Source organism: Desulfosporosinus sp. HMP52 (genome assembly GCF_000765145.1).
Lineage (GTDB): Bacteria > Bacillota > Desulfitobacteriia > Desulfitobacteriales > Desulfitobacteriaceae > Desulfosporosinus.
The window spans coordinates 100,452-122,186 of the sequence record NZ_JMGA01000039.1; the positions used below are offsets into that span (position 1 = coordinate 100,452).

Annotated in this window: 20 protein-coding genes; 19 read left to right on the forward strand and 1 reads right to left on the reverse strand. The window is 40.2% G+C overall.

The window, feature by feature from the left end:
- Positions 1 to 4 precede the first annotated feature (4 nt).
- Positions 5 to 1,534 carry a L,D-transpeptidase gene (locus tag DP73_RS15040; RefSeq protein WP_034600539.1) on the forward strand — a complete coding sequence of 510 codons (1,530 nt, stop codon included), beginning with the start codon at positions 5 to 7 and terminating at the stop codon, positions 1,532 to 1,534.
- 176 nt (positions 1,535 to 1,710) lie between these two features.
- Here DP73_RS15040 and DP73_RS15045 read toward each other — a convergent pair whose 3' ends face one another.
- Positions 1,711 to 2,784 carry an aromatic acid exporter family protein gene (locus DP73_RS15045; protein ID WP_052090705.1) on the reverse strand — a complete coding sequence of 358 codons (1,074 nt, stop codon included), beginning with the start codon at positions 2,782 to 2,784 and terminating at the stop codon, positions 1,711 to 1,713.
- Positions 2,785 to 3,049: 265 nt separating this feature from the next.
- Here DP73_RS15045 and trkA point away from each other — a divergent pair, with 265 nt between their 5' ends.
- The 18 genes from trkA to DP73_RS15135 all read left to right on the forward strand — a co-directional run bounded on the left by trkA (position 3,050) and on the right by DP73_RS15135 (position 21,701).
- Complete coding sequence (gene trkA, locus DP73_RS15050) at positions 3,050 to 4,381, forward strand: Trk system potassium transporter TrkA (RefSeq protein ID WP_034600540.1); 1,332 nt, start codon at positions 3,050 to 3,052, stop codon at positions 4,379 to 4,381.
- Positions 4,382 to 4,396: 15 nt separating this feature from the next.
- On the forward strand, positions 4,397 to 5,848 hold the full coding sequence (locus DP73_RS15055) for a TrkH family potassium uptake protein (protein ID WP_034600541.1): 1,452 nt from the start codon (positions 4,397 to 4,399) through the stop codon (positions 5,846 to 5,848).
- A gap of 281 nt (positions 5,849 to 6,129) precedes the next feature.
- Complete coding sequence (locus DP73_RS15060) at positions 6,130 to 6,789, forward strand: 4Fe-4S dicluster domain-containing protein (protein WP_034600542.1); 660 nt, start codon at positions 6,130 to 6,132, stop codon at positions 6,787 to 6,789.
- A gap of 21 nt (positions 6,790 to 6,810) precedes the next feature.
- Positions 6,811 to 7,725, forward strand: coding sequence for an NrfD/PsrC family molybdoenzyme membrane anchor subunit (gene nrfD / locus DP73_RS15065; protein ID WP_034600543.1), 915 nt, complete (start codon positions 6,811 to 6,813; stop codon positions 7,723 to 7,725).
- A 260-nt stretch (positions 7,726 to 7,985) separates the two neighbouring features.
- A complete protein-coding gene (locus tag DP73_RS15070; RefSeq protein WP_034600544.1) occupies positions 7,986 to 8,372 on the forward strand; it encodes a Rid family detoxifying hydrolase in 387 nt (128 codons plus the stop codon).
- 30 nt (positions 8,373 to 8,402) lie between these two features.
- Positions 8,403 to 9,515: a C4-dicarboxylate ABC transporter gene (locus DP73_RS15075; RefSeq protein WP_034600545.1), complete on the forward strand. Its 1,113-nt coding sequence runs from the start codon at positions 8,403 to 8,405 to the stop codon at positions 9,513 to 9,515.
- 121 nt (positions 9,516 to 9,636) lie between these two features.
- A complete protein-coding gene (locus DP73_RS15080; RefSeq protein WP_034600546.1) occupies positions 9,637 to 10,266 on the forward strand; it encodes a hypothetical protein in 630 nt (209 codons plus the stop codon).
- A 5-nt stretch (positions 10,267 to 10,271) separates the two neighbouring features.
- Complete coding sequence (locus DP73_RS15085) at positions 10,272 to 10,883, forward strand: DsbA family oxidoreductase (protein WP_081963058.1); 612 nt, start codon at positions 10,272 to 10,274, stop codon at positions 10,881 to 10,883.
- Between the two features lie 26 nt (positions 10,884 to 10,909).
- Positions 10,910 to 11,608: a sulfite reductase subunit beta gene (locus tag DP73_RS15090; protein ID WP_034600548.1), complete on the forward strand. Its 699-nt coding sequence runs from the start codon at positions 10,910 to 10,912 to the stop codon at positions 11,606 to 11,608.
- A 153-nt stretch (positions 11,609 to 11,761) separates the two neighbouring features.
- The gene (locus DP73_RS15095) at positions 11,762 to 12,415 is read left to right on the forward strand and encodes a futalosine hydrolase (protein WP_034600549.1); all 654 of its coding nucleotides are present in this window, start codon (positions 11,762 to 11,764) and stop codon (positions 12,413 to 12,415) included.
- The gene (locus DP73_RS15100) at positions 12,412 to 13,251 is read left to right on the forward strand and encodes a 1,4-dihydroxy-6-naphthoate synthase (RefSeq protein ID WP_034600550.1); all 840 of its coding nucleotides are present in this window, start codon (positions 12,412 to 12,414) and stop codon (positions 13,249 to 13,251) included. The genes DP73_RS15095 and DP73_RS15100 overlap by 4 nt, the downstream gene beginning before the upstream one ends.
- Before the next feature lie 197 nt (positions 13,252 to 13,448).
- Positions 13,449 to 13,727, forward strand: coding sequence for a hypothetical protein (locus DP73_RS15105; RefSeq protein ID WP_034600551.1), 279 nt, complete (start codon positions 13,449 to 13,451; stop codon positions 13,725 to 13,727).
- A gap of 154 nt (positions 13,728 to 13,881) precedes the next feature.
- Positions 13,882 to 14,778: a uroporphyrinogen decarboxylase family protein gene (locus DP73_RS15110; RefSeq protein WP_034600552.1), complete on the forward strand. Its 897-nt coding sequence runs from the start codon at positions 13,882 to 13,884 to the stop codon at positions 14,776 to 14,778.
- Positions 14,779 to 15,041: 263 nt separating this feature from the next.
- Positions 15,042 to 16,349: a phenylacetate--CoA ligase gene (locus tag DP73_RS15115; protein WP_034600587.1), complete on the forward strand. Its 1,308-nt coding sequence runs from the start codon at positions 15,042 to 15,044 to the stop codon at positions 16,347 to 16,349.
- Positions 16,350 to 16,454: 105 nt separating this feature from the next.
- Complete coding sequence (locus DP73_RS15120; RefSeq protein ID WP_034600588.1) at positions 16,455 to 18,050, forward strand: L-lactate permease; 1,596 nt, start codon at positions 16,455 to 16,457, stop codon at positions 18,048 to 18,050.
- A 243-nt stretch (positions 18,051 to 18,293) separates the two neighbouring features.
- Positions 18,294 to 19,184: a GNAT family N-acetyltransferase gene (locus DP73_RS15125; RefSeq protein WP_242865774.1), complete on the forward strand. Its 891-nt coding sequence runs from the start codon at positions 18,294 to 18,296 to the stop codon at positions 19,182 to 19,184.
- Between the two features lie 89 nt (positions 19,185 to 19,273).
- A complete protein-coding gene (locus tag DP73_RS15130) occupies positions 19,274 to 20,053 on the forward strand; it encodes an NRDE family protein (RefSeq protein WP_034600554.1) in 780 nt (259 codons plus the stop codon).
- Between the two features lie 73 nt (positions 20,054 to 20,126).
- A complete protein-coding gene (locus DP73_RS15135) occupies positions 20,127 to 21,701 on the forward strand; it encodes an ASKHA domain-containing protein (RefSeq protein WP_034600555.1) in 1,575 nt (524 codons plus the stop codon).
- The last annotated feature ends 34 nt before the right edge of the window (positions 21,702 to 21,735 follow it).

The window sequence follows — 21,735 nt, forward strand, 5'->3', positions numbered from 1 at the left end:
GGTTGTGTCTAATTCTAGACTGAAAGCGAACTTATTTGATTTAGATAAGGGTTATTACCTATCCAAAAATGATCCTCTGTTTTGGAATAAGCTATTCCAGAGACAGGCTGACAATCCCGAAGCCATGTTTCATGTTGGAATGGCTGCAGAACGAGAAGCTAAGGACTATTTAGAAAAATTCTATACTACAAGAGGTGACAAGTATCTAAACTTATATCGCAAAACAATAGCGCGCTCTTGCAATTTGGTAAAAAGTTCATTTCGGAAGGGATTTATACCTGCTCGACTGGATTGTCTAAGAATTGAACGAGAAATGCACCTAACTGATTTGAGGATAGCTGAGCTTAATCGACCCACCTCTTATAGTAAGAAACAAATAATCCTAATCTTTATTTCTGCTGTTATTTTAAGTATTCTAGGCGCATACGTGTTTTTACCTCATACGGAATCATTGACTATGAAAGAACATAATCACGCCTATATGTTGCCTTATGAAGTCATAGAAGGCATCCCCCCTGAACTAACAGCAATAAGCGATAATCGATTAGTGATAAATATTCCTGAAAAAGATTCAACTAAAGAGAAGATAGTAAATGCACTCATTGAGAAACTAAAAATGGAATATGAAATCAATCCTTTAACTGCAAAACAAGTAGTCGCTGTAGATGATAAGGATCGTGAAATTGGCAGAGCAATCTGGGAAGGGAATAGAGAAAATATTCAAGTTTATATTCCTACAATCAAGACTGAAATAGCTCTGGATAACAAAAAAGTTCAACTCTGGGAGACCACAACCGTCGTTAGGAGTGCTTTGTACCAATTTGTTAAAAAGAATGGATATATGCCCAAAGAGTTGTCTGAGCTTAATCAAGGCTACCCTAATAATTACCTAACAGAATTCCCTCGAGAGCCATACAAAATGAAAAATACTGTCACTACCTCACCGACAAGAGATGGGGGGTGGCTCTTTTCGTATGTGGAGTTCTCAGCGGACAAGGATCTAGTTTCTCTGGTTAAAGAAGCCCTAAAACCAAATCTTTCCTATGATAAGGATATCCCGTTTACGCCTCTACGTATTCTAATAGATAAAGATAATAATAATTTGTTCGTTTTATCCGAGAATCGGATTATTCGCGACTATCCAGTTGCTCTGGGCAAAGATAACGCAACCCCGGAAGGGAAACTTTTCTTATCAAAAAAGGTTGTGAACCCTGATAAAAATGTTCCGCAGAATAGAAATGTATATGGAACAAGGGCAATGGAACTGGCCAATATGAACTACGCGATACATGGTACAAATACACCCTCAACTATTGGTCGAAATATCTCTCAGGGCTGTGTACGAATGAATAATTCTGAGATAGAAGAGTTATATGCAATGATCCCACTTAATACAGAGGTTGAAATATCTCATAATCTATCTGACATAATTCCAATAGAATCTGATGGTTATGTTCCTCCTAGAAACTTATATTCTAATAGTGGCAACTTGAGGGAAGAAGACCCATTTACAGATTATCACTGGGCAGATTAGGATATTAGCTTTTGTGTTGGATATGGGAAGATCCTAAAAGGTTAACTATATGGGTAAGTGCAAAAGTACAACTATTGAACTTCATTGGAGTATTGCCAAAAACTATTAAATGCCGGCAGGATTGTGCTGGCATTTAATAGTTTTTAGCATATTAGAGTAGTAAGAAATGATCGGGATTACTGATTTCTCTTTGATTGTTTATTAATCGTGTTAAGCAAATATATTGTTCGGCGATTTGCCCAACGCAATTCTGTGGCGACAACAGATACTTCCATTAAGGCTCTTAAATAGAAGACCCCGTTGACTTTTCGATTCCAGTTGTCAATGGCTTGGTCAAATAACTCCCAATAGGCAATATCCTCCACGTAGGTACCGGTGCTTTTCTTCTCTCGGATGCCTGAGCTAAGGGAAATAATTAATTCATCCAGCTTTTCGTATCCCATGGATAAAACACCAAGAATTTCTTGGAATTCTAAGGTTATTTCATGAAGCTCAGCAGGGGTATAGGTTTCCCTTCTGCGTGTAACTCTCTGATCGGTCATTTGATTAATGCTTTCTCCGCGTTCGATAAAGCCACGGCATAGTTCCAATAAACGTTCTATAAACTGGGGGTGCTCTTCGGGAGTTATCTCTTCCCTGGCATGTTCATAGAGGCTAGTCACTTCGTCCAGGAGATTTTTTTGTTCTGCGGGATCAGGCTTCTGATAATAGGTTAAATCTCCTGCATGGATAAATGCATAAAGACTCTCTAAAAAATATCTGGAAGTAATGTGGACTAGAGTGTTGAGATCATTCATTAATTTTGACTTGTACCTAGGAGGTGCCAAAATTCGGTTAATAAACAGTGCCACTCCGAGACCGACGAAGATACTGAGAGACCGATATAAGGCATGGGTGAGAAATGTTTCCTGAGGAGAATCTAAGATAAAAATAATAGAAACAATCCCCATAACCATTCCACCCGACCAGTCTAACCTGTTGCAAACTAAGATTAAAAATATGACTGTGGCTCCAATAATAAGGGGATTTGTCCCCAAAAGTAATCCCATCACTAAGGAAGAAACCACAGCGAGTAGATGGATGCTGATTTGTTCCCAAGCATTATTAAGAGATTTACTAAAAGAAGGCTGCATATTTACAACAGCGGAAATTGCCGCAAAGGAAGCAGGTTCAATGTTAAATGCTTTGCAAATAAAGAGTGTTGTCGCAACGGCAAGTCCTGTTTTTATAGTTCGAGCTCCGATAACCATTTCTTCTCTCACCTTCGATTTCTGGATAAAAATAGTCTACCACAAAATTAGAGCTTAAGAAAATTTGATCTTTCACCTAAAAGGATATTGATCTATTCAAGCTTGATAAAGAATTATTTTATAAAAGAAGGAGAAAATGTTGCTATAGAGTGCTAAAACAAGTAAGTATCGGAATAAATAAAGGAATTTAGAGATTCTTTGACGAATAGCAGTACGTTATTCCTATAATTTATTATGAGCAATGAGGAGGAGAACAAAAAAATCTATGCATATTGTCATAGTTGGAGCTGGAAAAGTAGGCTTTAGTTTAGCCCAGCGTTTATCTGAAGAGGGGCATGAAATTACGGTAATTGAGAATGATGAGGAACGGCGCCTTATTGTTCAGAACAATTTGGATGTAATGACAATCAGCGGCAATGGAGCAAGCCCACAGGTTCTAGCTGATTTTGGATTATTAAAGGCTGATCTAATGGTTGCAGTGACAGATCGAGATGAAGTTAATATGATTGCCTGTATGGCTGCTAAGCAAGCAGGCGTTTCCCTCACTATAGCGAGGGTAAGAAATCAAGAGTATGCCGGAAAGAATCAGCTTGAATTCAACAAAGCTTTAGGGATCGACTTAACGATAAATCCAGAAATGGTAACGGCCGTAGAAATTAGTCGCATCCTCCTCACGCCTGCTGCTTTGGATGTTGAAGACTTTGGAGACGGTAAGGTGCGTCTTTTGGAAGTCAGGATTAGAGCAGAGTCTCCCTATGTTAATATTCAGCTGAAAAAGCTGACCTTACCGGATCGAATCTTGGTTGTAGGAAAATTACGGCAAAATAGGATGATTATTCCCCATGGTACGGATTACTTACTGCCCCAAGACAGTGTTTTCTTCGTTGGGGAACAGTCGGCAATTGAGAAGTTCAGCGAACAATTCTCTGAGACAAAAACAAAGATAGAAAGAGTTATGATTATTGGTGCAGGCCGAATCGGGAGACATCTTGCGAAAATTCTCGATCACGTTGGGATATCAGTCAAAGTTATAGAAAAAAGTCGCGAACGCTGCAATGAATTGGCGAAAATCATAGATAAAGGACTTGTGCTCTGTGGCGATGGTACGGATATTGACCTGCTAATTGAAGAAGGCGTTGGAGAAACAGATGCTGTAGTTTGCCTGACCAGTGATGATAAACTCAATTTGTTGCTTGCTCTTTTAGCTAAAGACTTAGGAACGCAAAAGACAATTGTTCGTGTAGGGCGTGCTGAGTATATGTCTCTGATGGGTAAGGTTGGGGTCGATGTGATCTTATCTCCTAGACTTCTAACAGCAGGAGTTATTTTACGGCAGGTACGACAAGGGGAAATTGTCTCGGTGTCATTGCTGGAAGGGGCAAAAGCAGAGGCCATAGAAATTGTTGTCTCAGCAAAAGCATCGTTAATCGGTCGTAAGCTTAAAGATGCTAAGATACCAGATAACATTTTGATTGGTGCTCTTGTTCGGGGAAATGAGTTAATTATTCCTGATGGAAACACTATACTTCAGCCTGGAGATCGAGTAGTTGTTTTCACGCTTCCGAACTTGGTGAAGAAAGTCAGCAAATTATTTTAAGGCAGGGTAAAGGCAGTGAACTATTCGTTAGTAGAAAATATTCTTGGCCGCCTGATGATCTCATTTTCAGGATTTATGGTAATCCCTTTTTTAGTGGCCTTGCTTTGGCAGGAGGGGAGTGTGCTTGCCTTTGTTCTGTCCATAATAATAACTTTAGTTATGGGGCTAATTCTTTTAGCCTATGGAAAGAAAGATGGGCGCATGGGAGTTCGGGAAGGGTTTGTTATTGTAGCTGGTGCGTGGCTATTGACGAGCTTAACCGGAGCATTACCTTATGCCTTGAGTGGGGCTGTTCCTACTTATCTAGATGGACTTTTTGAATCTGTCTCAGGCTTAACCACAACAGGAGCCAGCGTAATTGATAATGTTGAAATCCTTCCTAAGAGCATACTGCTTTGGAGAAGCCTAACCCACTGGCTTGGGGGAATGGGAATAATCGTCTTATTTATTGTTTTTCTTCCAAATATGACTGGAGCTGTTCATTTATTTAATGCGGAAGTCACTGGGCCAACTTCGGAAAGAGTTTTACCGAGAATTCGAGATAATGCTCTGAAGCTTTGGCAGATATACTTGGGCTTAACGATTGCTCAAATCTTTCTGCTAATAATAGTAGGTATGAACTGGTTTGATGCAATTAATCATTCCTTTGCGACGATGGCTACCGGAGGGTTTTCTACAAAAAATACAAGTATAGCGTATTATGATAATCTTTGGATCGAACTTATTATTGTTATTTTTATGATTATCGCCGGCGTTAACTTTAGCCTATATTTTCAGGCTTGGCGTTCCGGGTTAAACAAGATTTTTAAAGATATAGAATTTCAGTTTTATCTATTGATCATCCTAGTTTCAACTCTTCTGATTGCCCTAAGCCTATGGTGGACAATGGGGATAGACGGTGGTAATTCCCTGCGGCAAGCTTTGTTTCAGGTAGTGTCGATCATGACTACTACCGGTTTTATGTCTGCAGACTTTGATCAGTGGCCCTCAGCAACCAAGATTATCCTGCTCTGCTTAATGTTTATAGGGGGGAGTGCGGGCTCTACTGCTGGGGGGATGAAGGTTTCGAGGATCGTCCTGCTTTTTAAACTCGGTTGGGTAGAGTTGAGAAGAGCTATTCATCCTAAGGCGGTTATTAATGTGCGCTTTGCCAAGAAGACTGTTGACCCTGTCATATTTAACACAGTCGCAGTTTTTTTCTTTCTTTTTTTATCAATTTTTGCCTTAGCTACTTTCCTCCTCGCTGCAATAGGAATGGAGCCCCTTGATGCCATGAGTGCAGCAGTTGCAACTTTGGGCAATGTCGGGCCGGGGTTTGGAGTAATTGGTCCTACTACTACTTTTTCTTCAATTAACCCTTTTGGAGAGAGTATCCTTATCCTATGTATGCTGCTGGGACGTTTAGAACTCTTTACCTTGTTGGTACTCATTCAGCCTGAATTTTGGCGTAGTCGTAAGGGATGGTAGATGCAAATTATTAAAGAATAATTATGGGCATTGGAAAGAAGGGTCTGCTGTGAAGTGTAAGCTTCCAGCAGATTTTTTCTTTTCACACTGTTGTAATGGAGATTTGGATATTAATGTAAATTTAAGTAACTGTAGATTTTCATACAAAAACTTCCATTGTGAGTTTAGTCGCATTATGTTAGATTATCGTAGAAAGAGTAATTAATTGTCATTTCGCACATGACTTTTTTTATGTCTTTTATGTCTAATGTGTAATCGATTGTGAAAGGAGCTGTAAAGGGATGTCGACTAATAAACAAGTTACTCTATCCCGCCGTAATGTAATAAAAGGTGGATTATTGCTCGGAACCGTCGCTGCAATTAGTATTATGCCAATTAAAGTTTTAAAAGCTGAAGAAACAGTTAAAGAAAACACGACTGTGAAAACAAAAAAGCAAATTGGTTTTAGTTACGACGAAGGAAAGTGTATTAAATGCGAGTCCTGCGTAAGGATCTGTCAAGAGACTTACCAATGGGAGTCTGATACTCCTTGGAGAAGGCTTCTTAAAAATGATAAAGGAAATGCTTTATCCATGAGTTGTAATCACTGTGCTGATCCCGCTTGTGCTAAAGTGTGTCCGGTAAAAGCCTATTCGAAAAGAGACAGTGACGGTATTGTCATTCATGATGCCAGTAAATGTGTTGGTTGTGGTTATTGTCTCTATGCCTGCCCCTATCATGCCCCTCATATCCAGAAAAAAACAGGTGCTGTTTCTAAATGTCATTTCTGTTATAACTTGCAGGATACAGGCTCAGGACCTCGTTGTGTAGGAGTTTGCCCTACTAAGGCCTTGACCATAGGTGATATGAAGGAACTATCTAAAAAGGGAAATCTTGATTATAAAGGGCTCCCTAGCTCTAAAATTACGAATCCATCAATGATAATAATTCCAAAGGCATAATAAAGAGAGGAGGATTTCAAAATGGGACATTGGGGTTGGCTTATTGCTATCTACCTTTTCTTAGGTGGACTAGGAGCAGGTGCATATCTGGCTTCTTTTGCAGCAGAAAAAGGTCTATTGGGTAAAAAAACAAATTTGGATCGTCTGGGTTATGTTGTTTCAGGACCAATTGTTGCTTTTGGAGCCTTTCTATTGATTTTTGATTTGGGACAAGGGCTAAAAAAACCCTGGTTGATTATAAATATGTTTCTCAACTTTAGTTCGGTTATGACTTGGGGTATTTATATTCTTTCTGCTTTCATCTGCGTAGCTTTTATCAAGGCATTTTTTCTCTGGAAGAAGAGACAAGCCCCAGCTGTCATTTCCTACCTTGGTGCTATTCTAGCCTTAGCCACTGCCGCCTATACAGGAATGCTTTTAGCAGTGGTTGAAGGAATACCTTTTTGGAACTCTTACTTGATGCCAGTAGTTTTTGTAGTATCTGCTCTTTCAACGGGCTTGTCCTTAACATCACTATTAGCACATTTCTTTGAGAAACAACAAGTTCATGAGATGCGTGTCTCTCAAGTCCATTTGGGATTGGTAGCTACCGAAATCGTTGCGCTTGCTGCTTTTTTTGCCCTAATTTATTCCGGAAGTCAAGGAACAATTGCCAAGATTTCAGCAAACATGTTGTTAACAGAATCTCTCTCAATCCCCTTCTGGCTGCTTCTGGTCATTATTGGTTTGGTTGGACCCTTAGCATTTTACCTGCTGCAGGCTCGTAGCAATAAAAAGGTTCTTCTGACATCGGGCGATCAGAATTCGGCCCTGAACTCAGAAAGAGGCGGAATTGGATTATTACTTTGTGATGGGGCTGTAATGGTTGGCGGACTAACTTTACGTTGCTTAATTATTTTTGCAGCGCTTCCGGTTTGGAACGGCATATTAAGTTAGTGTAAGGGTTTAACGACCTCATGAGGTACGTTAAGTTTAGGGGGGTATAACTACCCCTCTTTTTACTTGGAGTTTACATTTATTATGAACAGATATCTGGAAACCTTGTAATAATAATTTACTAGGCAAATTGTTAAGTTTGGGGAAAGAGGGATTGTTTAGATTGTTATTTCTAGTTAAACTAGGATAAGACTTTATACATAATATTTAAATGTGTCAGGTGGTTTGATTTTCTTTTAAGTTTCAAAGGAGGAATTTCTATGTCAAGAAAAGCTTATACTGCAAAAGGGGCAGTTGCCATTGGCCCTTACTCCCATGCCGTAGAATCTGGGGAACTTATTTACCTATCTGGGCAAACCCCAATAGATTCTGCCAGCGGAAAACTTGTTTCAGGTGATATCATTGCTCAAACTGAACAATGCTTTAAAAATTTATTCAATGTCTTGGAAGCCTCGGGACTGACTTCCGAGGATGTAATTAAGGTGAATGTTTTTCTGACAGATATGAGCAACTTTAACGCTATGAATTCAGTTTATCAAGGAATGTTCACTGCACCTTATCCTGCCAGAACAACAATTGGTGTTGCTTCACTCCCGCTAGAGGCTGAAGTTGAGATAGAGATGATTGCGAGAAGAAGTCATACCTAAATCTTTATTTTGCTTGAAGGGACATTAAATATGCTTGAACGTCATGTCATCAAATACTTTGCACCAGGGTGGTTTGCAGTAGTCATGGGTACAGGGGGACTTGCTAATGTTTTATATCAATGGCAATCTACCTTTCCTGTAGCAAAAGTTCTAGGCTTAGGCGCAGCAACCCTCACCGAAATTCTATATCTTTTGGTACTTGTTCTATGGGTGATTCGTTGGATTTCTTTTTTTGAGTATGCGCGCAGAGATCTTCATCACCCTGTGGCAAGTAATTTCTTTGTTACCATGCCGGTAGCAACTGTCATTGTTGGAACTAATATTTATAATTATTGGAGGCCCTTTATTGGCGAGTCAATATCCTTTGTCATTACGAGTAGTGCCTGGACGATAGGATTATTAGGAGTCACCTTTTTCTCTTTCTATACAACCTTTAGAATTATTCAGCTTGAAGTAGCACCTAAGCCAGAAATGACCAATTTTTCTTGGATTATGGCGCCAATCGCCAATATGGCTACTTTATTGTTGGGAAATACCATATTAATTCAAAGTCTTAATCATAAGCCAAGCTGGAGCGTGTCTATTTTAATTTTAAACTCAATTATGTTTGGGATAGGGTTTTTTCTTTTTATATTTATTAGTGCTGTGATCTTTGTTCGACTTATTCAACATTCCCTTCCACCGGCCGAGTTGACACCGTCTTTTGGAATTTTATTAAGCGCAGTTGGTTTGGCAACGATTGCAATTATAGATATGTCAAAGAGTGCCGCTACCCTGGGAGTAATTAATTCTGTTGGTTTAGCTAACTTAGGGGCAATAATCATTTGGGGATTTGGATTTTGGGTTATTGGAATTACTTGTCTTATTTGCATTTATCACCTTCGTCGAGGTGGTATTCCATTTGGATTAGGCTGGTGGGCATTTATCTTTCCATTAGCTGCTTATACGATAGCGACTCAGAAAATCTCAGGTTTGTTTGTCTCGCCCCTAACTTTCTGGGTTAGTGTAGTCCTAACCATAGTACTTTTGCTACTTTGGGGTTATGTGCTGTTAAGAACTATTGTCGGTATTTATAAAGGTAATCTTTTTATGGGTAGCCCGATATTCCAAGAGCCAGAAAAGACTATTATAGCTAAGTCGTAGAGTTACTATTAAAGATGTTAAGTTGGAGATTGTAAATAAATATTGTATCATGGTACATATTGAAGTGATAAAAGGTAGCTAGGTCGAAATCAAGCAAGTTATTGAAAGGTGTGAGCACAGGATGGTTGTTAAAGCACAGCGTATTTATGCTGAGAATTGGGATCCCTCGAATGATGACATTAATAGTCTTTTTTCGATTGAAGACCTAACGTCTGAAATTGGAAAAGACCCTGGAATAAAGGTTCTTCGCGATGATGAAATACGGCTTCAGTATCCTAGTCAATATAATATTTCTATCCAAGCTAGAGCATATAATCAAAGACTTGTTCAACTCTTACAGGAATATTACCCCACTTACTGTAACAGTCCCGAGCTGTCAGATTTACTTGGAGTAAAATTACCACAGATTATGTGGGTGGATACTTTGGGCTATGAAGAACCTTTAATTAGTATCCATATTACAAAGCTCAATAAACAAGAAATCTTTATTAATGACCTAGTCTTAGTTAAGAATGAGGACTTTGATTTACTAAATGAGGATGTTATTGAGAAAATATTAAATAAACTAAGAGTATTTGCTAGAGCCCAGGGGGCAAAATATTTGTCGGGATACGCTGCTAATAGGAGCACATTGAATCTCTTGAAAAGTAAAGGGTTCTCCGAGGATCAAAGAGAAGGTATGGGCAATGACTATTTGTGGAGATTAGCTGCAATAAGAGGCGAGCAATTGCCCTATTATGTGGAGTTGTAATTAAAATGACGAGCAAAATTACAGTCTTCTCGGATTTTTTATGACCCTTTTGTATGATTGGGAAGATCCCCCTTGACCAGTTGGCCAAGGATAAAAATTTAATTGTAGAATGGAAGGCCTTTGAACTTAGACCGGAAGGTGTTGAGCTGCCAGAGAAGTCACCGACAGATATAACTAATGCAAAGGCTAGACTAGAGGCATTAGGGCAAAAATATGGAATCTATATGACCTTTAATGAAAAAAGTAAGCATTCCAGATGGGCTTTAGAAGGCTCTAAGTATGCTGAAGAACAGGGGCTCGGCAATGAATACCATGATGCAACTTTTGCAGCTCAGTTTCAAGAAAGCAAAGATATTAATGATTTAAATGTATTGTGTGAGATTGCCGCTCAAATTGGACTAGATCAGGAAGAATTTCGAGATGCCCTTGTTACAAAAAGATACGAACAAGCTGTATTACAGGATCTAGCCGAAGCCAAGGGTTTAGGAATTCAAACTGTTCCCTGTTTTATAATTGATAATCGTGCTCTCCATGGCGCTCAAAGTTATAATTCCTTGGAAAAATTCCTTCAAGGAACAAGGAGCGGGTTTCCGCTAGATATAAACGTAATAAAGTAATTTTTAAGAGAGTGTAGGTACTAATAATGGAGTTAACCACTGAACAAAAAAAGGTATTAAAAGGGCGAGGCTATATTGCTTATAAAGATGGTATTCATTTCTCCTGCAGGGTGTTAATCGAGGCCGGAAGCATAAAGGCTGAAGAATCACAAAAGATCAGTGAAGTTTGTAAGAACTATGGCCGAGGGTATTTTACCTTAACCCAACGGTTAAATGTTGAAATTCCTTGGATTAAATATGAAGATCTGGAGAAGGTTGCAAAAGAATTGCAAGAAGTAGGTTTATCCGTTGGAAGTACCGGGATGAGGGCCAGACCTGCGCATACTTGTAAAGGGGATGTTTGTCAGGTAAGTTTATTTGACACGGCGGAAGCTTCAAGACTTATTAATGAAAGGTTCTATAAAGGGAAATACGATGTAACCCTCCCTAATAAATTCCGAGTGACAATTGGCGGGTGCAAAAATGGGTGTTCAAAGCCAGCACTTGGTTGTATAGGCTTACAAGGTCGAAAACCCGGCCAAGTAGCTATAACTATTGGCGGAATGTTTGGGAAAGAACACTATATTGGAAGAGAAATTCCGGGGTTGTATTCAATAAATGAGGCCCTTGATATTGTAGAGAAGGCCATGGTGTATTATCGGGAAAATGGTCAAAATGGGGAGCGATTTGCAAAAATGGTGGAAAGAATCGGTTTTGAGACAGTGGCACAAGCCCTTGCAATCTGATGGTTTTCGCCAATTTAATGGACTCTTTGTGAACTTCAGGTGTTAAGTATTGAAACTAGGGGTTAAAATTCTAAAGGATAGGATTTTCATCTCTAGTTTTAATGCTATGAATCCCGCATTTGAAAATTATTTAAATTAAAGGAGTTTTTTGAAATGCCAACTCCGGCTGAAATTTTAATAGTTACAGCTGTCGATGGTGAGAAAGAGGCAGTATTAAATGGCCTTGAAAAGGATTCGAGGTTTAACGTCATAGTAGGAGGAGTCGGTGCGGTTGCGGTTGCTGTTAATACAAGTAGAGCGTTAACTGCTGACAACTATCGTTTAGTTATTAGTGCAGGTATTGGAGGGGGGTTCTCGGGAAAAGCTGCAGTAGGATCACTCGTGGTAGCTACAGAATGTGTTGCTGCGGATCTAGGCGCTGAGACTCCGACAGGTTTCTGCAATTTGGATGACTTGGGCTTTGGTGTTACCAGTATTAAGACTGATTCTGGCATTGTAGAGCATATGATGAAAGCCTTACAAAAGACTGAGTTGACGGTTTACTCCGGGCCGGTACTCACAGTTTCTACCATTACAGGCACTAGCGGAACAGCCAAAGCATTGTCTGATCGGACAAAGGGGGCGTCTGCTGAGGCAATGGAAGGATTCGGGGTAGGATTTGCCGCGCTTAGTCATGGCGTGCCTTTTTTTGAGATTCGAGCAATCTCAAACGTGGTAGGCCCACGTGATCGGACATCTTGGAAAGTTAAAGAGGCACTGGATAATTTGGGGGTAGCTTGTAAGGTGTTAAGGGAGGTATTAGTATGAAAATTGCATTCTCTCCTTGTCCAAATGACACATTTGTTTTTCATGCTTGGGTACATGGATTAATACCCGGCGCACCACGGATCGATGTAAAGTATGCCGATATTGATATTACAAACAATCTGGCGGCCGCCTCTGGGGATTTAGATGTTGTTAAAATCTCTTATGCCGCACTGCCCTGGGTTTTATCTGATTATGCTCTTTTGCCTTGTGGAGGGGCATTAGGTAAAGGGTGCGGACCGTTGCTCTTGATGAGGAACACAAGCAAGCTTAATGGGCCAGAATATATACAGAACTGTCGAGTGGCTGTCCCTAGCGAGCGATCAACTGCCTATTTGCTATTCCGATTGTGGGCAGCTCAAAATGTACCAGGTGGAGTCGGTGAAATTATTGTTCTTCCCTTTCATGAAATTATGCCGGCAGTGCGGGATGGGTTAGTAGATGTAGGTCTAGTAATTCACGAGGCTAGATTCACCTACCCCTCATATGACCTTGCCCTTATGGTAGACTTAGGAGGGTGGTGGGAGCAGGAAACTAACCTGCCGATTCCACTGGGAGCTATAGTAGCCCGGCGGTCACTAGATCTGACGGCAATCGCGGCTTGGATCAGGGCATCGGTTAGATATGCATGGGCTCACCCTAAGGAATCTAAAGAATACATACTATACCATAGTCAAGAGCTATCTGATGAAGTGACTCAAGCTCATATTAAACTCTACGTTAACGAATTCACGGAAAATATCGGTGAATTGGGATATAAAGCGGTAGCCACCTTGTTAGGGAAAGCAGCTCAAGAAGGGTTAGTGCCAAAAATCGATTGGAAAGCTCTGAAATACTAGGGCGTCATTGGTGAATATTTATGTGCCTTTAAAAATACCCCCCCAGCAAATTACAGATTTTGCTGGGGCATTTTATTGGGTGCTTCAGAATCTAGTCTATCAAGAATGATGGTGAAAAAGTACAAGTAAATATTATGGAATTTAATGCCATTAATGATAATAGTTGCATATAGTGAGGTTAAGGAGGTGAGTTTTCAATGAATGGTAGTGGTTGTAAGCCGATTTGCTGTCCCCCGCAATACTGTGTCAGAGATTATTACGCTCAAAGAATGATACCTGTTATTCAACCGATTGTGACTATTAACCGTCAAAATATCGTCGATGTTCCACAATACTACTATCAACCAATTACTAGAAACGTCGTTGTTAACCAAGGTTTTCAAGGTCAAGGAGTTCAAGGCCAGGGTTTTCTAGGTCAAGGAGCTCAAGGTCAAGGTTTTCAAGGGCAAGGGTATACCAATCGCCTCTTCTTTTAAGTAATGGAATAGTAAACAACAAACCGCGCTCATCTAAAGCGTGGTTTGTTGTTTAGTTCTAGTAAAAATGAGGTGTAGAGTTTATAATGTCAAGGAGTGAGCTAAGTGCATAAACCGTAGAACCCGAATTTAGGTTAAGAAGGAAGTATGTGAAATGTCAAAAATCAACCGAATTTTGGCAGCCACCCGATTTGAAAAAGTGGATCGTATTCCTAAAGGGGAGTTTTATCTTGAGGATGGCTTGATTATTGAATTGCTGGGACTAAAGGATAGAGTAACATTTAATCACAGAATAGAGGCCTGTGAACGTTGCAAACTTGATGCCCTAGCATTTTCTCCTTCATTGTCCCTGAATGCAGAGAACCGGGTGTGGGAAGAGATTAAGCAATGGCGAAAAGAGACAGACTTTTTTATTTTTGCAATAATTGATGGTCCTTTTCAAGGGGCGGCTAAACTTTTCACTTCGTTTACCGATTATTTGCTTGCGATTGCTAAAGGTGACTCCATAATTCCTGAACTAGTCTCGAAAGCTATAGCTGCTAACGTTGAGCTAGGATTTCAGGCCTTAGCTTCAGGTGCGAATGGAATAATTATTGCGGATGACATTGCCTATCAAAATGGAACGTTTATATCCCCCTCGGCTCTCCGTAAATACTTTTTCCCTGGTCTAGCCGAGGAAGTAATGCTTTTAAGAAGGGAAAAAGTTCCGGTTTTCTTTCATGCTGATGGGAATTTATTATCCGTATTAGATGATATTCTTCATTGTGGTTTTGATGGCTTACATTCTCTCGATTTTTCTTCAATATCTGACATTAGAAAAGTTAGAATGGCTACTGATAATAAACTTTGCTTAATGGGTGGATATGATTTGGGTTGGTTTGAAGCGGAAAATAGGGCAGAGAAAGCTTTGCAATTATTGGAAGTAACTTCTCCAGGGGAATGGGGTACAGGGTATATCTTCGGTAGTAGTGCAGGGATTTTGGGAAGTAATCTAAAGGCTAAAAAGGTACTCGATGTATATCAGTACGTAGATAACCTGTTAGTTAAATAATGAGGTTCATGCTGAGCAGAAAAAACTCTAGACAATTAGATAGTAGTTCGTTAGAATATGTATTGTAGAAAACTTGTGAGAGGTTTCGCAGGTTGTAGTAAGGTAGACTAATTATTTTGGGAAACAAAGTGGTAATCCATTAGAATGGAAGGATGGGAGAATATGACGCATTTTTGCGATTATGTGTAATAGCTATCCTTTTCGTGGTAGCTATTTTTGTTTTTAAAAATATAATTAAATCCCAAAAAGTGAGGTTGGTTATTGTGATTTGGAACTCTGAGCAAGAATGTATGAACCGTAATCGATTAGAAGAACTTCAATTGGAACGTTTAAAGTGGACAGTTAACAGGGTGTACAATAAGGTGCCTCATTATCGAGATAGATTTGAGAAATTAGGGATATTTCCTGAGAATATTAAATCCTTAGATGATCTCAAGCGCTTGCCATTTACAACTAAGGATGATTTGCGCAGCAATTATCCCTTCGGTCTCTTTGCTGTGCCTCAGAAAGAATTGGTTCGGGTTCATGCCTCATCGGGCACCACTGGACGTCCTGTGGTAGTAGGCTATACAGCTAATGACCTGAATACTTGGACTGACTTGACGGCCCGGATGGTTAGCTTAGCAGGGGTTACTTCTGAAGATGTCGCCCAAATTGCCTTCAACTATGGTCTATTTACCGGCGGCTTTGGTTTACACTATGGACTAGAGAGAGCTGGAGCGTTAGTAGTACCTGTTTCAGGCGGAAATACAGAACGACAGCTAATGTTAATGCAGGATTTTGGGACAACGGTTCTAATATCCACACCGAGTTATTCCTTGTACATTGCGGAAGTTGCGGAAAAGATGGGCATTGATATTTCATCTTTAAAGTTAAAAATTGGGCTTTTCGGTGGAGAGCCTTGGACAGAAGAAATGCGCACAGAAATTGAATCCAGGCTTCAAATTACCGCTACAGATAACTATGGCCTCAGCGAAGTCATGGGGCCGGGGGTTGCAGGAGAATGCACTTGCAAATGCGGGCATCATATTGCAGAGGATCATTTTATTGTTGAAACAATTGATCCGGAGACAGGGGAAGTTCTCAAACCGGGAGAAGAAGGAGAGCTGGTTTTTACATCTTTGACCAAAGAAGCCTTTCCGGTGATACGTTTTCGGACTAAAGATATTTCGCGCATTACCCAGGAGCCTTGTCAGTGTGGGCGAACCACTGCTCGCATGCGGAAAATTATCGGGCGGACTGATGACATGCTTATTATTCGTGGTGTAAATGTCTTTCCTTCACAGATTGAAAGTGTTCTCATGACCATTGAGGGGATTGGTCCCCACTATTTGATAAACGTGCACAGACGCAACTTCCTCGACGAGCTGGAGGTAGTAGTGGAGCTTACCCGTGAGGATTTGCTTGAACCCTATTCAAAGTTAGAAGACTTCTCAAGCTACATTCGCCAGAAACTACACAGTGTACTTTCGATTAATGTTCGCTTGAAGATTGTTCAGCCGGGAACCCTAGAAAGGGGTGCAGGAAAGGCGAAACGGGTCTTCGATTATCGGAATCAGTCTGCGAAATAAAGGTGTGCAGAATTGTAATCTGTTGGAAGTAAGGGATTTGGCTTCGGATATTAGGGGTTAATCCTAGGATGTTCAAATCTAAATGAAGTGGAGTTGTTAATTGTGGTGCCCGTTAGTTCACTTTTGTTAACATTAACCCCTATTGTAGTCATTATAGCAATGCTTGTAATCTGGAAAAAGCCTGCAGATATAAGTGGTATTGTTGGTTGGGTTGTTGTCTCGATTATTGCCTTCTTTTTTTTCCAAACGAACTTGGAAGTCTTAATTAGGTCAACCATAACCGGAGTAGTGAGATCCTTCGCGGTTTCTTTAGTTGTGGCAGCTTCTTTATTGCAAATGGCTTATATGGAAAAAACCGGGGCCCTCAAAAGAATAATTATATTTATCAAAACAATTGCCTGCGAAAATAAAGCGGTACAAATCATGATGATTAATATTGGCTTTGGAACTTTAATGGTTTCAGTGGGAGCGACGCCTGTCTCACTGCTCCCTCCCATTATGTTGGCCCTGGGTTATTCTACCTATGTTTCCATCGCTCTACCCTGCATAGGATATGATGCTCTATGCACTTACGCCTTGTTAGGAGCTCCTATTGTCGTCTTTGTAGACGTTGCCAATTCTTTTCTGGGACAGGGCCATGAAATAAGTTTATCTCAGGCAGGAAGTGTCTTTTTTATGTTTCTGCCGGTTATTTCAACTTTAATAGGATTTTGCATGCTTTGGATTGTCGGGCGTTGGCAGGGGATAAAAGATGGTTGGTTGCCTGTAGTTATTACTGGTGCAGTAATAGCTGTTGTGTCATTTTTTACAAATAAAGTAGATCGATTAGTGGTTCTAACCGGAATTATGTGTGGTGCTGCAGTCATTATTGTAATGTCTTTGTATCTCTTGTCCACTGGGAAAAAGATAATTGATAAAAGTCGATTGACAAAGGAAGAATTAGACTATGAGAAAAGTTATCCCTTTTGGAAGGCCTTGACACCTTGGGGACTTCTTGTGATTTTAATATTAGGATTAAACCTTCCCTCTGATATGTTTAATCTTTTATATAGGAAAATTACTCTTCCCTTAGCGGGATTATCGGCAGATGGCAAGCCCATTGTGACACGAGCTTTATGGAACGCTTATACTTGGATTTTTATAAGCACCTTCCTCTCCATGATCTTCATTAAACCTACAAAGACACAATTGAGGGAAACCTTTACCTTGTGGTGGAAGAGAGCCCCTAGACCGGTATTTGCGGCAATTATCTTCTTCGTTATTGGGGAGATAATGAATATGTCCGGCTTTGATATGACTACTAATAAATATGCAGTAGCAAGTATGGTTCAAATTTTGGCTAATTTCTCTTCTCAAATCTTCAGTGATGCTTATGGGTCGGTTGTGGCCTTTATTGGTTTGTTGGGGGGATTTATTACCGGCAGCGAAGCATCCACAATAGCTATGTTTGCAACCTATACTCTTAAGACTTCAAATATGCTTCATATGGGATTACTGGAAATGTTGATTATCACTGCAGGCTTAGCCTTTGGAGGAGGCTTGGCAAGTGTTATTTCACCGGCAAAGCTTCAGAATGCTTCTGCAGCTATCGATAAATTGGGGGAAGAGACTGCGGTTATTCGAATTGCTTTTGTATTTGCCATTTTATTAACTGCTGTGACCGCAGCGTTAGTTATGGTGTTTCTGGGTGTTTTCGTCTGAAGCACTTAGTATTAGTTTTTCTTAAGTTGGTAAATGAAACGAAGAAAGCAGAGTCCATTATCCTTGAGTTATACAAGGAGTGGACTTTTCTTTGTTTCTAAGAAGTCCGTATATGGAAAAAATTATATAATAAATATTAAGTGATCTACCCTAAACCCTGTTCGAAGTTATATAATCAAATTATAATATTGATAAGCTTTTCGAAAGAGATTAAGCTTAGGAACCGCATTGTGGGGTGTGTTTGTGGAAAAGTGTCAATTGGAGACGAAGATGATCATTAAGTCATGTTCAAGTCTAAGTAAAAGGGCTATTGAGGATGTACTCAACTTAGAAAGTGTTTGTATGGATCACGATAGTCTTCAAGGAAGCTTTTTTTTAGATCCGTCATTAAACTTCAATCAACGGATTAAGAGCTTTTTCTTACTCTATGACAAAAGTAATCTAGTAAGTATGTTGTCTATGTTCATTCCAACAGAACATGAAGCAGAGATTACAGCTTACACTCTACCTAAGTTCAGAGGAAAGGGTCTTTTTAAATCATTACTAGCAAAAGCAGTTAAAGAATTAGGCCAATTTAATGTGCCGGAAATATTATTTGTATGTGAAAGCTCTTCAGTTGCCGGTAAACGAGTTGTTGATTCTTTCGAAGCAAGTTATGATCATACTGAGTATTATATGAGCTTAGATAATGTAAGTTATACTAGCTTAAAAGAGTATCGTCTACGACTTTTGAAGGTAGAGAAAAAAGATCTCGAAAAGGCGATAATAACTAACATGAAGGTTTTTAGTGATAGCTATGCAGAATCTGAGAGCCTAATTATTAATCGCTTTAAATTAAAGGATAGAGAACAATTTCTAGCGATTCTAGGTGAAGTAATTATTGGGATAGTTTCAGTAAACCTAGAGGGTGAAGGTGTGTCGATATTTGGACTTGGTATTGAACCTGAATATCGTTGTAAAGGCTATGGGAAAGAACTTTTGCATCTTATCATCGATAATTTCTTGCAAAGAGGTAGATCCGAGATAACTATTGAAGTGAATAGTGAGAATGCCGAGGCGTTAAAGCTGTATAAAAGCACGGGTTTTTATCCAGAAGTAGCTTATGAGTACTACCGCTTAAAACTTGTGAAATAAGATAGAGAAATTCAGTGGCCAGAGCAGTTACGAAGAGACTAAAGTTTGGTAGGGCATATCTTGCGAAGGAGAGGGGGAGGTTAGATCCGATGTGCTTGATAGTTTTTGCCTATGACTGCCACCCAAACTATCGATTAATTCTTGCGGCAAATAGAGATGAATACTTCCGACGGCCAACTGAAAAGGCTCATTTTTGGGAAACTCATCCCTGGGTTTTGGCTGGCAGAGATTTAGAGATGCTTGGAACCTGGATGGGGATAACTCGTTCAGGACGTTTAGCTGCCCTAACAAATTATAGAGATCGATCGTTGCTACTTGCTGATCCAAAATCTAGGGGTACTTTGGTCAGTAACTTTTTATGTCTGAATGAACCCCCAATCAGCTATTTGCGAAATGTAAATAGTTATCAAGGAAGTTACAATCCGTTTAACCTTATTGTTGGAGATTTCTCGTGTTTGCTATATTATTCCCAACAAACAGGGGAGATGGAAGAACTCAAACCGGGAATATATGGTCTCAGTAATCATCTCTTAGATACTTCTTGGCCTAAAGTTCTAAAAAGCAAACAAAAACTAGCAAGATATATAGAAAGTAGGCCTACCATCAAAACTGACCCGCTTTTTGAAATCTTACTTGATGAGGAAAAGGCCAATGATCACGACCTACCTAATACTGGAATTGATTACGAAATGGAAAAGTTATTGTCTTCGACCTTTATTAGAGGTACGGTTTATGGAACAAGATCTTCGACGGTGTTATTAATTGCTCGAAATAATCGGGTAACCTTCAGGGAAAAGAGTTTCTCACCCGGTCAGAAATCATTTGTTGAGGTAGTTCATGAGTTTGAAGTTACGGACCTGGGGGCGTAAGTAAGGCTTACCAACCTTCTCTAATGAGTAGACTTCATTTTTAATAAAAATATTTTTAAAGAGGTATTATTTTATGACTTACAATACTCAAAAACCTGTTATTCTTTCAGATCAGGTTAAATCCACTCTCCATAGTCTGGAGCCCCTTACCAGAAAAGTGCTCTTGACAATCGGCCAGCCCAACCCCCAGGATAATCGAGGGGATATTGACCGAATACGTCAATTCTTAGAGCGTAGTTATGGGTCGGTTAGAATTCCTTTGTCACTTATGTCGAAGATCCCTAAGATATGCCGGAGCTCTAATTGGAAGCTCACCGCTGTTTTATCGGAAACCTGTCAGGGATGGACACTTATTGATATGGAGCCTGGTGATACCACTCAAGAACATTTGGGACTGGCCATAGACATAGGAACCACAACAGTGGTTGTTTATTTGATCGATCTCACTGATGGAAAAGTACTTAAGTATGCGGCAGATTATAATGATCAAATTGTTATGGGGGAGGATATACTGACTAGAATACGTTACGCATCCTCGCCAGATGGTTTAGCCAGTCTCCAAGAAGCAGTTCTAGCTACCCTTAATCGTTTGATAAAACGTCTTTACCCGTTACCGTCAGAAACAAGTATGATTTCTGCAGCAGCCATAGGTGCCAATACGACGATGATTCATTTGCTATTAGGTCTGGATCCTGCTTCCATTTGCCGTGCTCCTTATATTCCTGTTGTCAATAATCCGGGCTTAATCACAGCTGGGGAAATTGGTCTAGATATTTCTCCACTGGCACCGGTTTATTGTCTCCCGAGTATAGGAAGTTTTCTGGGAGGAGATGTCATAGGCGGAATACTTGTCAGTGGTATGCACCAACAGTCAGAAATATCCCTTTTTGTGGATATTGGCACCAATGGGGAAATTGTTTTGGGTAATAAAGACTGGCTTGTCGCCTGTGCCGGAGCAGCAGGACCAGCGCTAGAGGGCGGGGTCACAACTTATGGAATGCGAGCAGAACAAGGAGCAGTAGATCATGTTTCCATAAATCAGAAAACTGGCTGGGTTGATTATTCTACAATTGGTAATATGCCTGCTCTGGGCATCTGTGGTTCAGGCTTAGTAGACACCCTTGCCGGACTTTTCCTGAGTGGGATTATTGATCGCAGTGCCCGGTTTCAAAATGGCCAGCAAGAATTTGTCGTAGTACCTGCTCATGAAACAGCATCTGGGGAGGACATTGTCGTTTCCCAAGTCGATATCAAGAACTTTATGGCAACGAAGGGGGCAGTCAATGCTGCTACTGATTTACTGATAGAGAATGTTGGGTGTGATTGGCGTGAAATTAGTCATTTCTACGCAGCTGGGGCTTTTGGCCAGTATTTGCCAATCGAGTCTGCTGTTACAATAGGTCTTTACCCTGATCTTCCCCGAACTGCAATTGTTCGTTTAGGCAATAGTTCAGGAGAAGCTGCCCGTCAAGTGCTCTTATCCAGAACAAAACGTTTAGAGGCCGAAGAGATTGCCCAGAAGGTCACCTATTTTGAGTTAAATGCTAATGCTGCGTTTATGGACAAGTTTGTCAGCAGCAAGTTTCTTCCCCATACAGATCTTGACCGTTATCCCAGCGTTCGAGAGAGGCTGCAAAATCGGGTCTAATAGTCAAGCCCTCCTCTTCAAATCTGAAGAGGAG

What these genes read in the sequence shown, in the direction of transcription:
- DP73_RS15045 (WP_052090705.1), bottom strand. Translation starts at nt 2,784, where the DNA reads ATGGTTATCGGAGCTCGAACTATAAAAACAGGACTTGCCGTTGCGACA.
- trkA (WP_034600540.1), top strand. Translation starts at nt 3,050, where the DNA reads ATGCATATTGTCATAGTTGGAGCTGGAAAAGTAGGCTTTAGTTTAGCC.
- DP73_RS15060 (WP_034600542.1), top strand. Translation starts at nt 6,130, where the DNA reads ATGTCGACTAATAAACAAGTTACTCTATCCCGCCGTAATGTAATAAAA.
- nrfD (WP_034600543.1), top strand. Translation starts at nt 6,811, where the DNA reads ATGGGACATTGGGGTTGGCTTATTGCTATCTACCTTTTCTTAGGTGGA.
- DP73_RS15070 (WP_034600544.1), top strand. Translation starts at nt 7,986, where the DNA reads ATGTCAAGAAAAGCTTATACTGCAAAAGGGGCAGTTGCCATTGGCCCT.
- DP73_RS15075 (WP_034600545.1), top strand. Translation starts at nt 8,403, where the DNA reads ATGCTTGAACGTCATGTCATCAAATACTTTGCACCAGGGTGGTTTGCA.
- DP73_RS15080 (WP_034600546.1), top strand. Translation starts at nt 9,637, where the DNA reads ATGGTTGTTAAAGCACAGCGTATTTATGCTGAGAATTGGGATCCCTCG.
- DP73_RS15090 (WP_034600548.1), top strand. Translation starts at nt 10,910, where the DNA reads ATGGAGTTAACCACTGAACAAAAAAAGGTATTAAAAGGGCGAGGCTAT.
- DP73_RS15095 (WP_034600549.1), top strand. Translation starts at nt 11,762, where the DNA reads ATGCCAACTCCGGCTGAAATTTTAATAGTTACAGCTGTCGATGGTGAG.
- DP73_RS15100 (WP_034600550.1), top strand. Translation starts at nt 12,412, where the DNA reads ATGAAAATTGCATTCTCTCCTTGTCCAAATGACACATTTGTTTTTCAT.
- DP73_RS15105 (WP_034600551.1), top strand. Translation starts at nt 13,449, where the DNA reads ATGAATGGTAGTGGTTGTAAGCCGATTTGCTGTCCCCCGCAATACTGT.
- DP73_RS15110 (WP_034600552.1), top strand. Translation starts at nt 13,882, where the DNA reads ATGTCAAAAATCAACCGAATTTTGGCAGCCACCCGATTTGAAAAAGTG.
- DP73_RS15130 (WP_034600554.1), top strand. Translation starts at nt 19,274, where the DNA reads ATGTGCTTGATAGTTTTTGCCTATGACTGCCACCCAAACTATCGATTA.
- DP73_RS15135 (WP_034600555.1), top strand. Translation starts at nt 20,127, where the DNA reads ATGACTTACAATACTCAAAAACCTGTTATTCTTTCAGATCAGGTTAAA.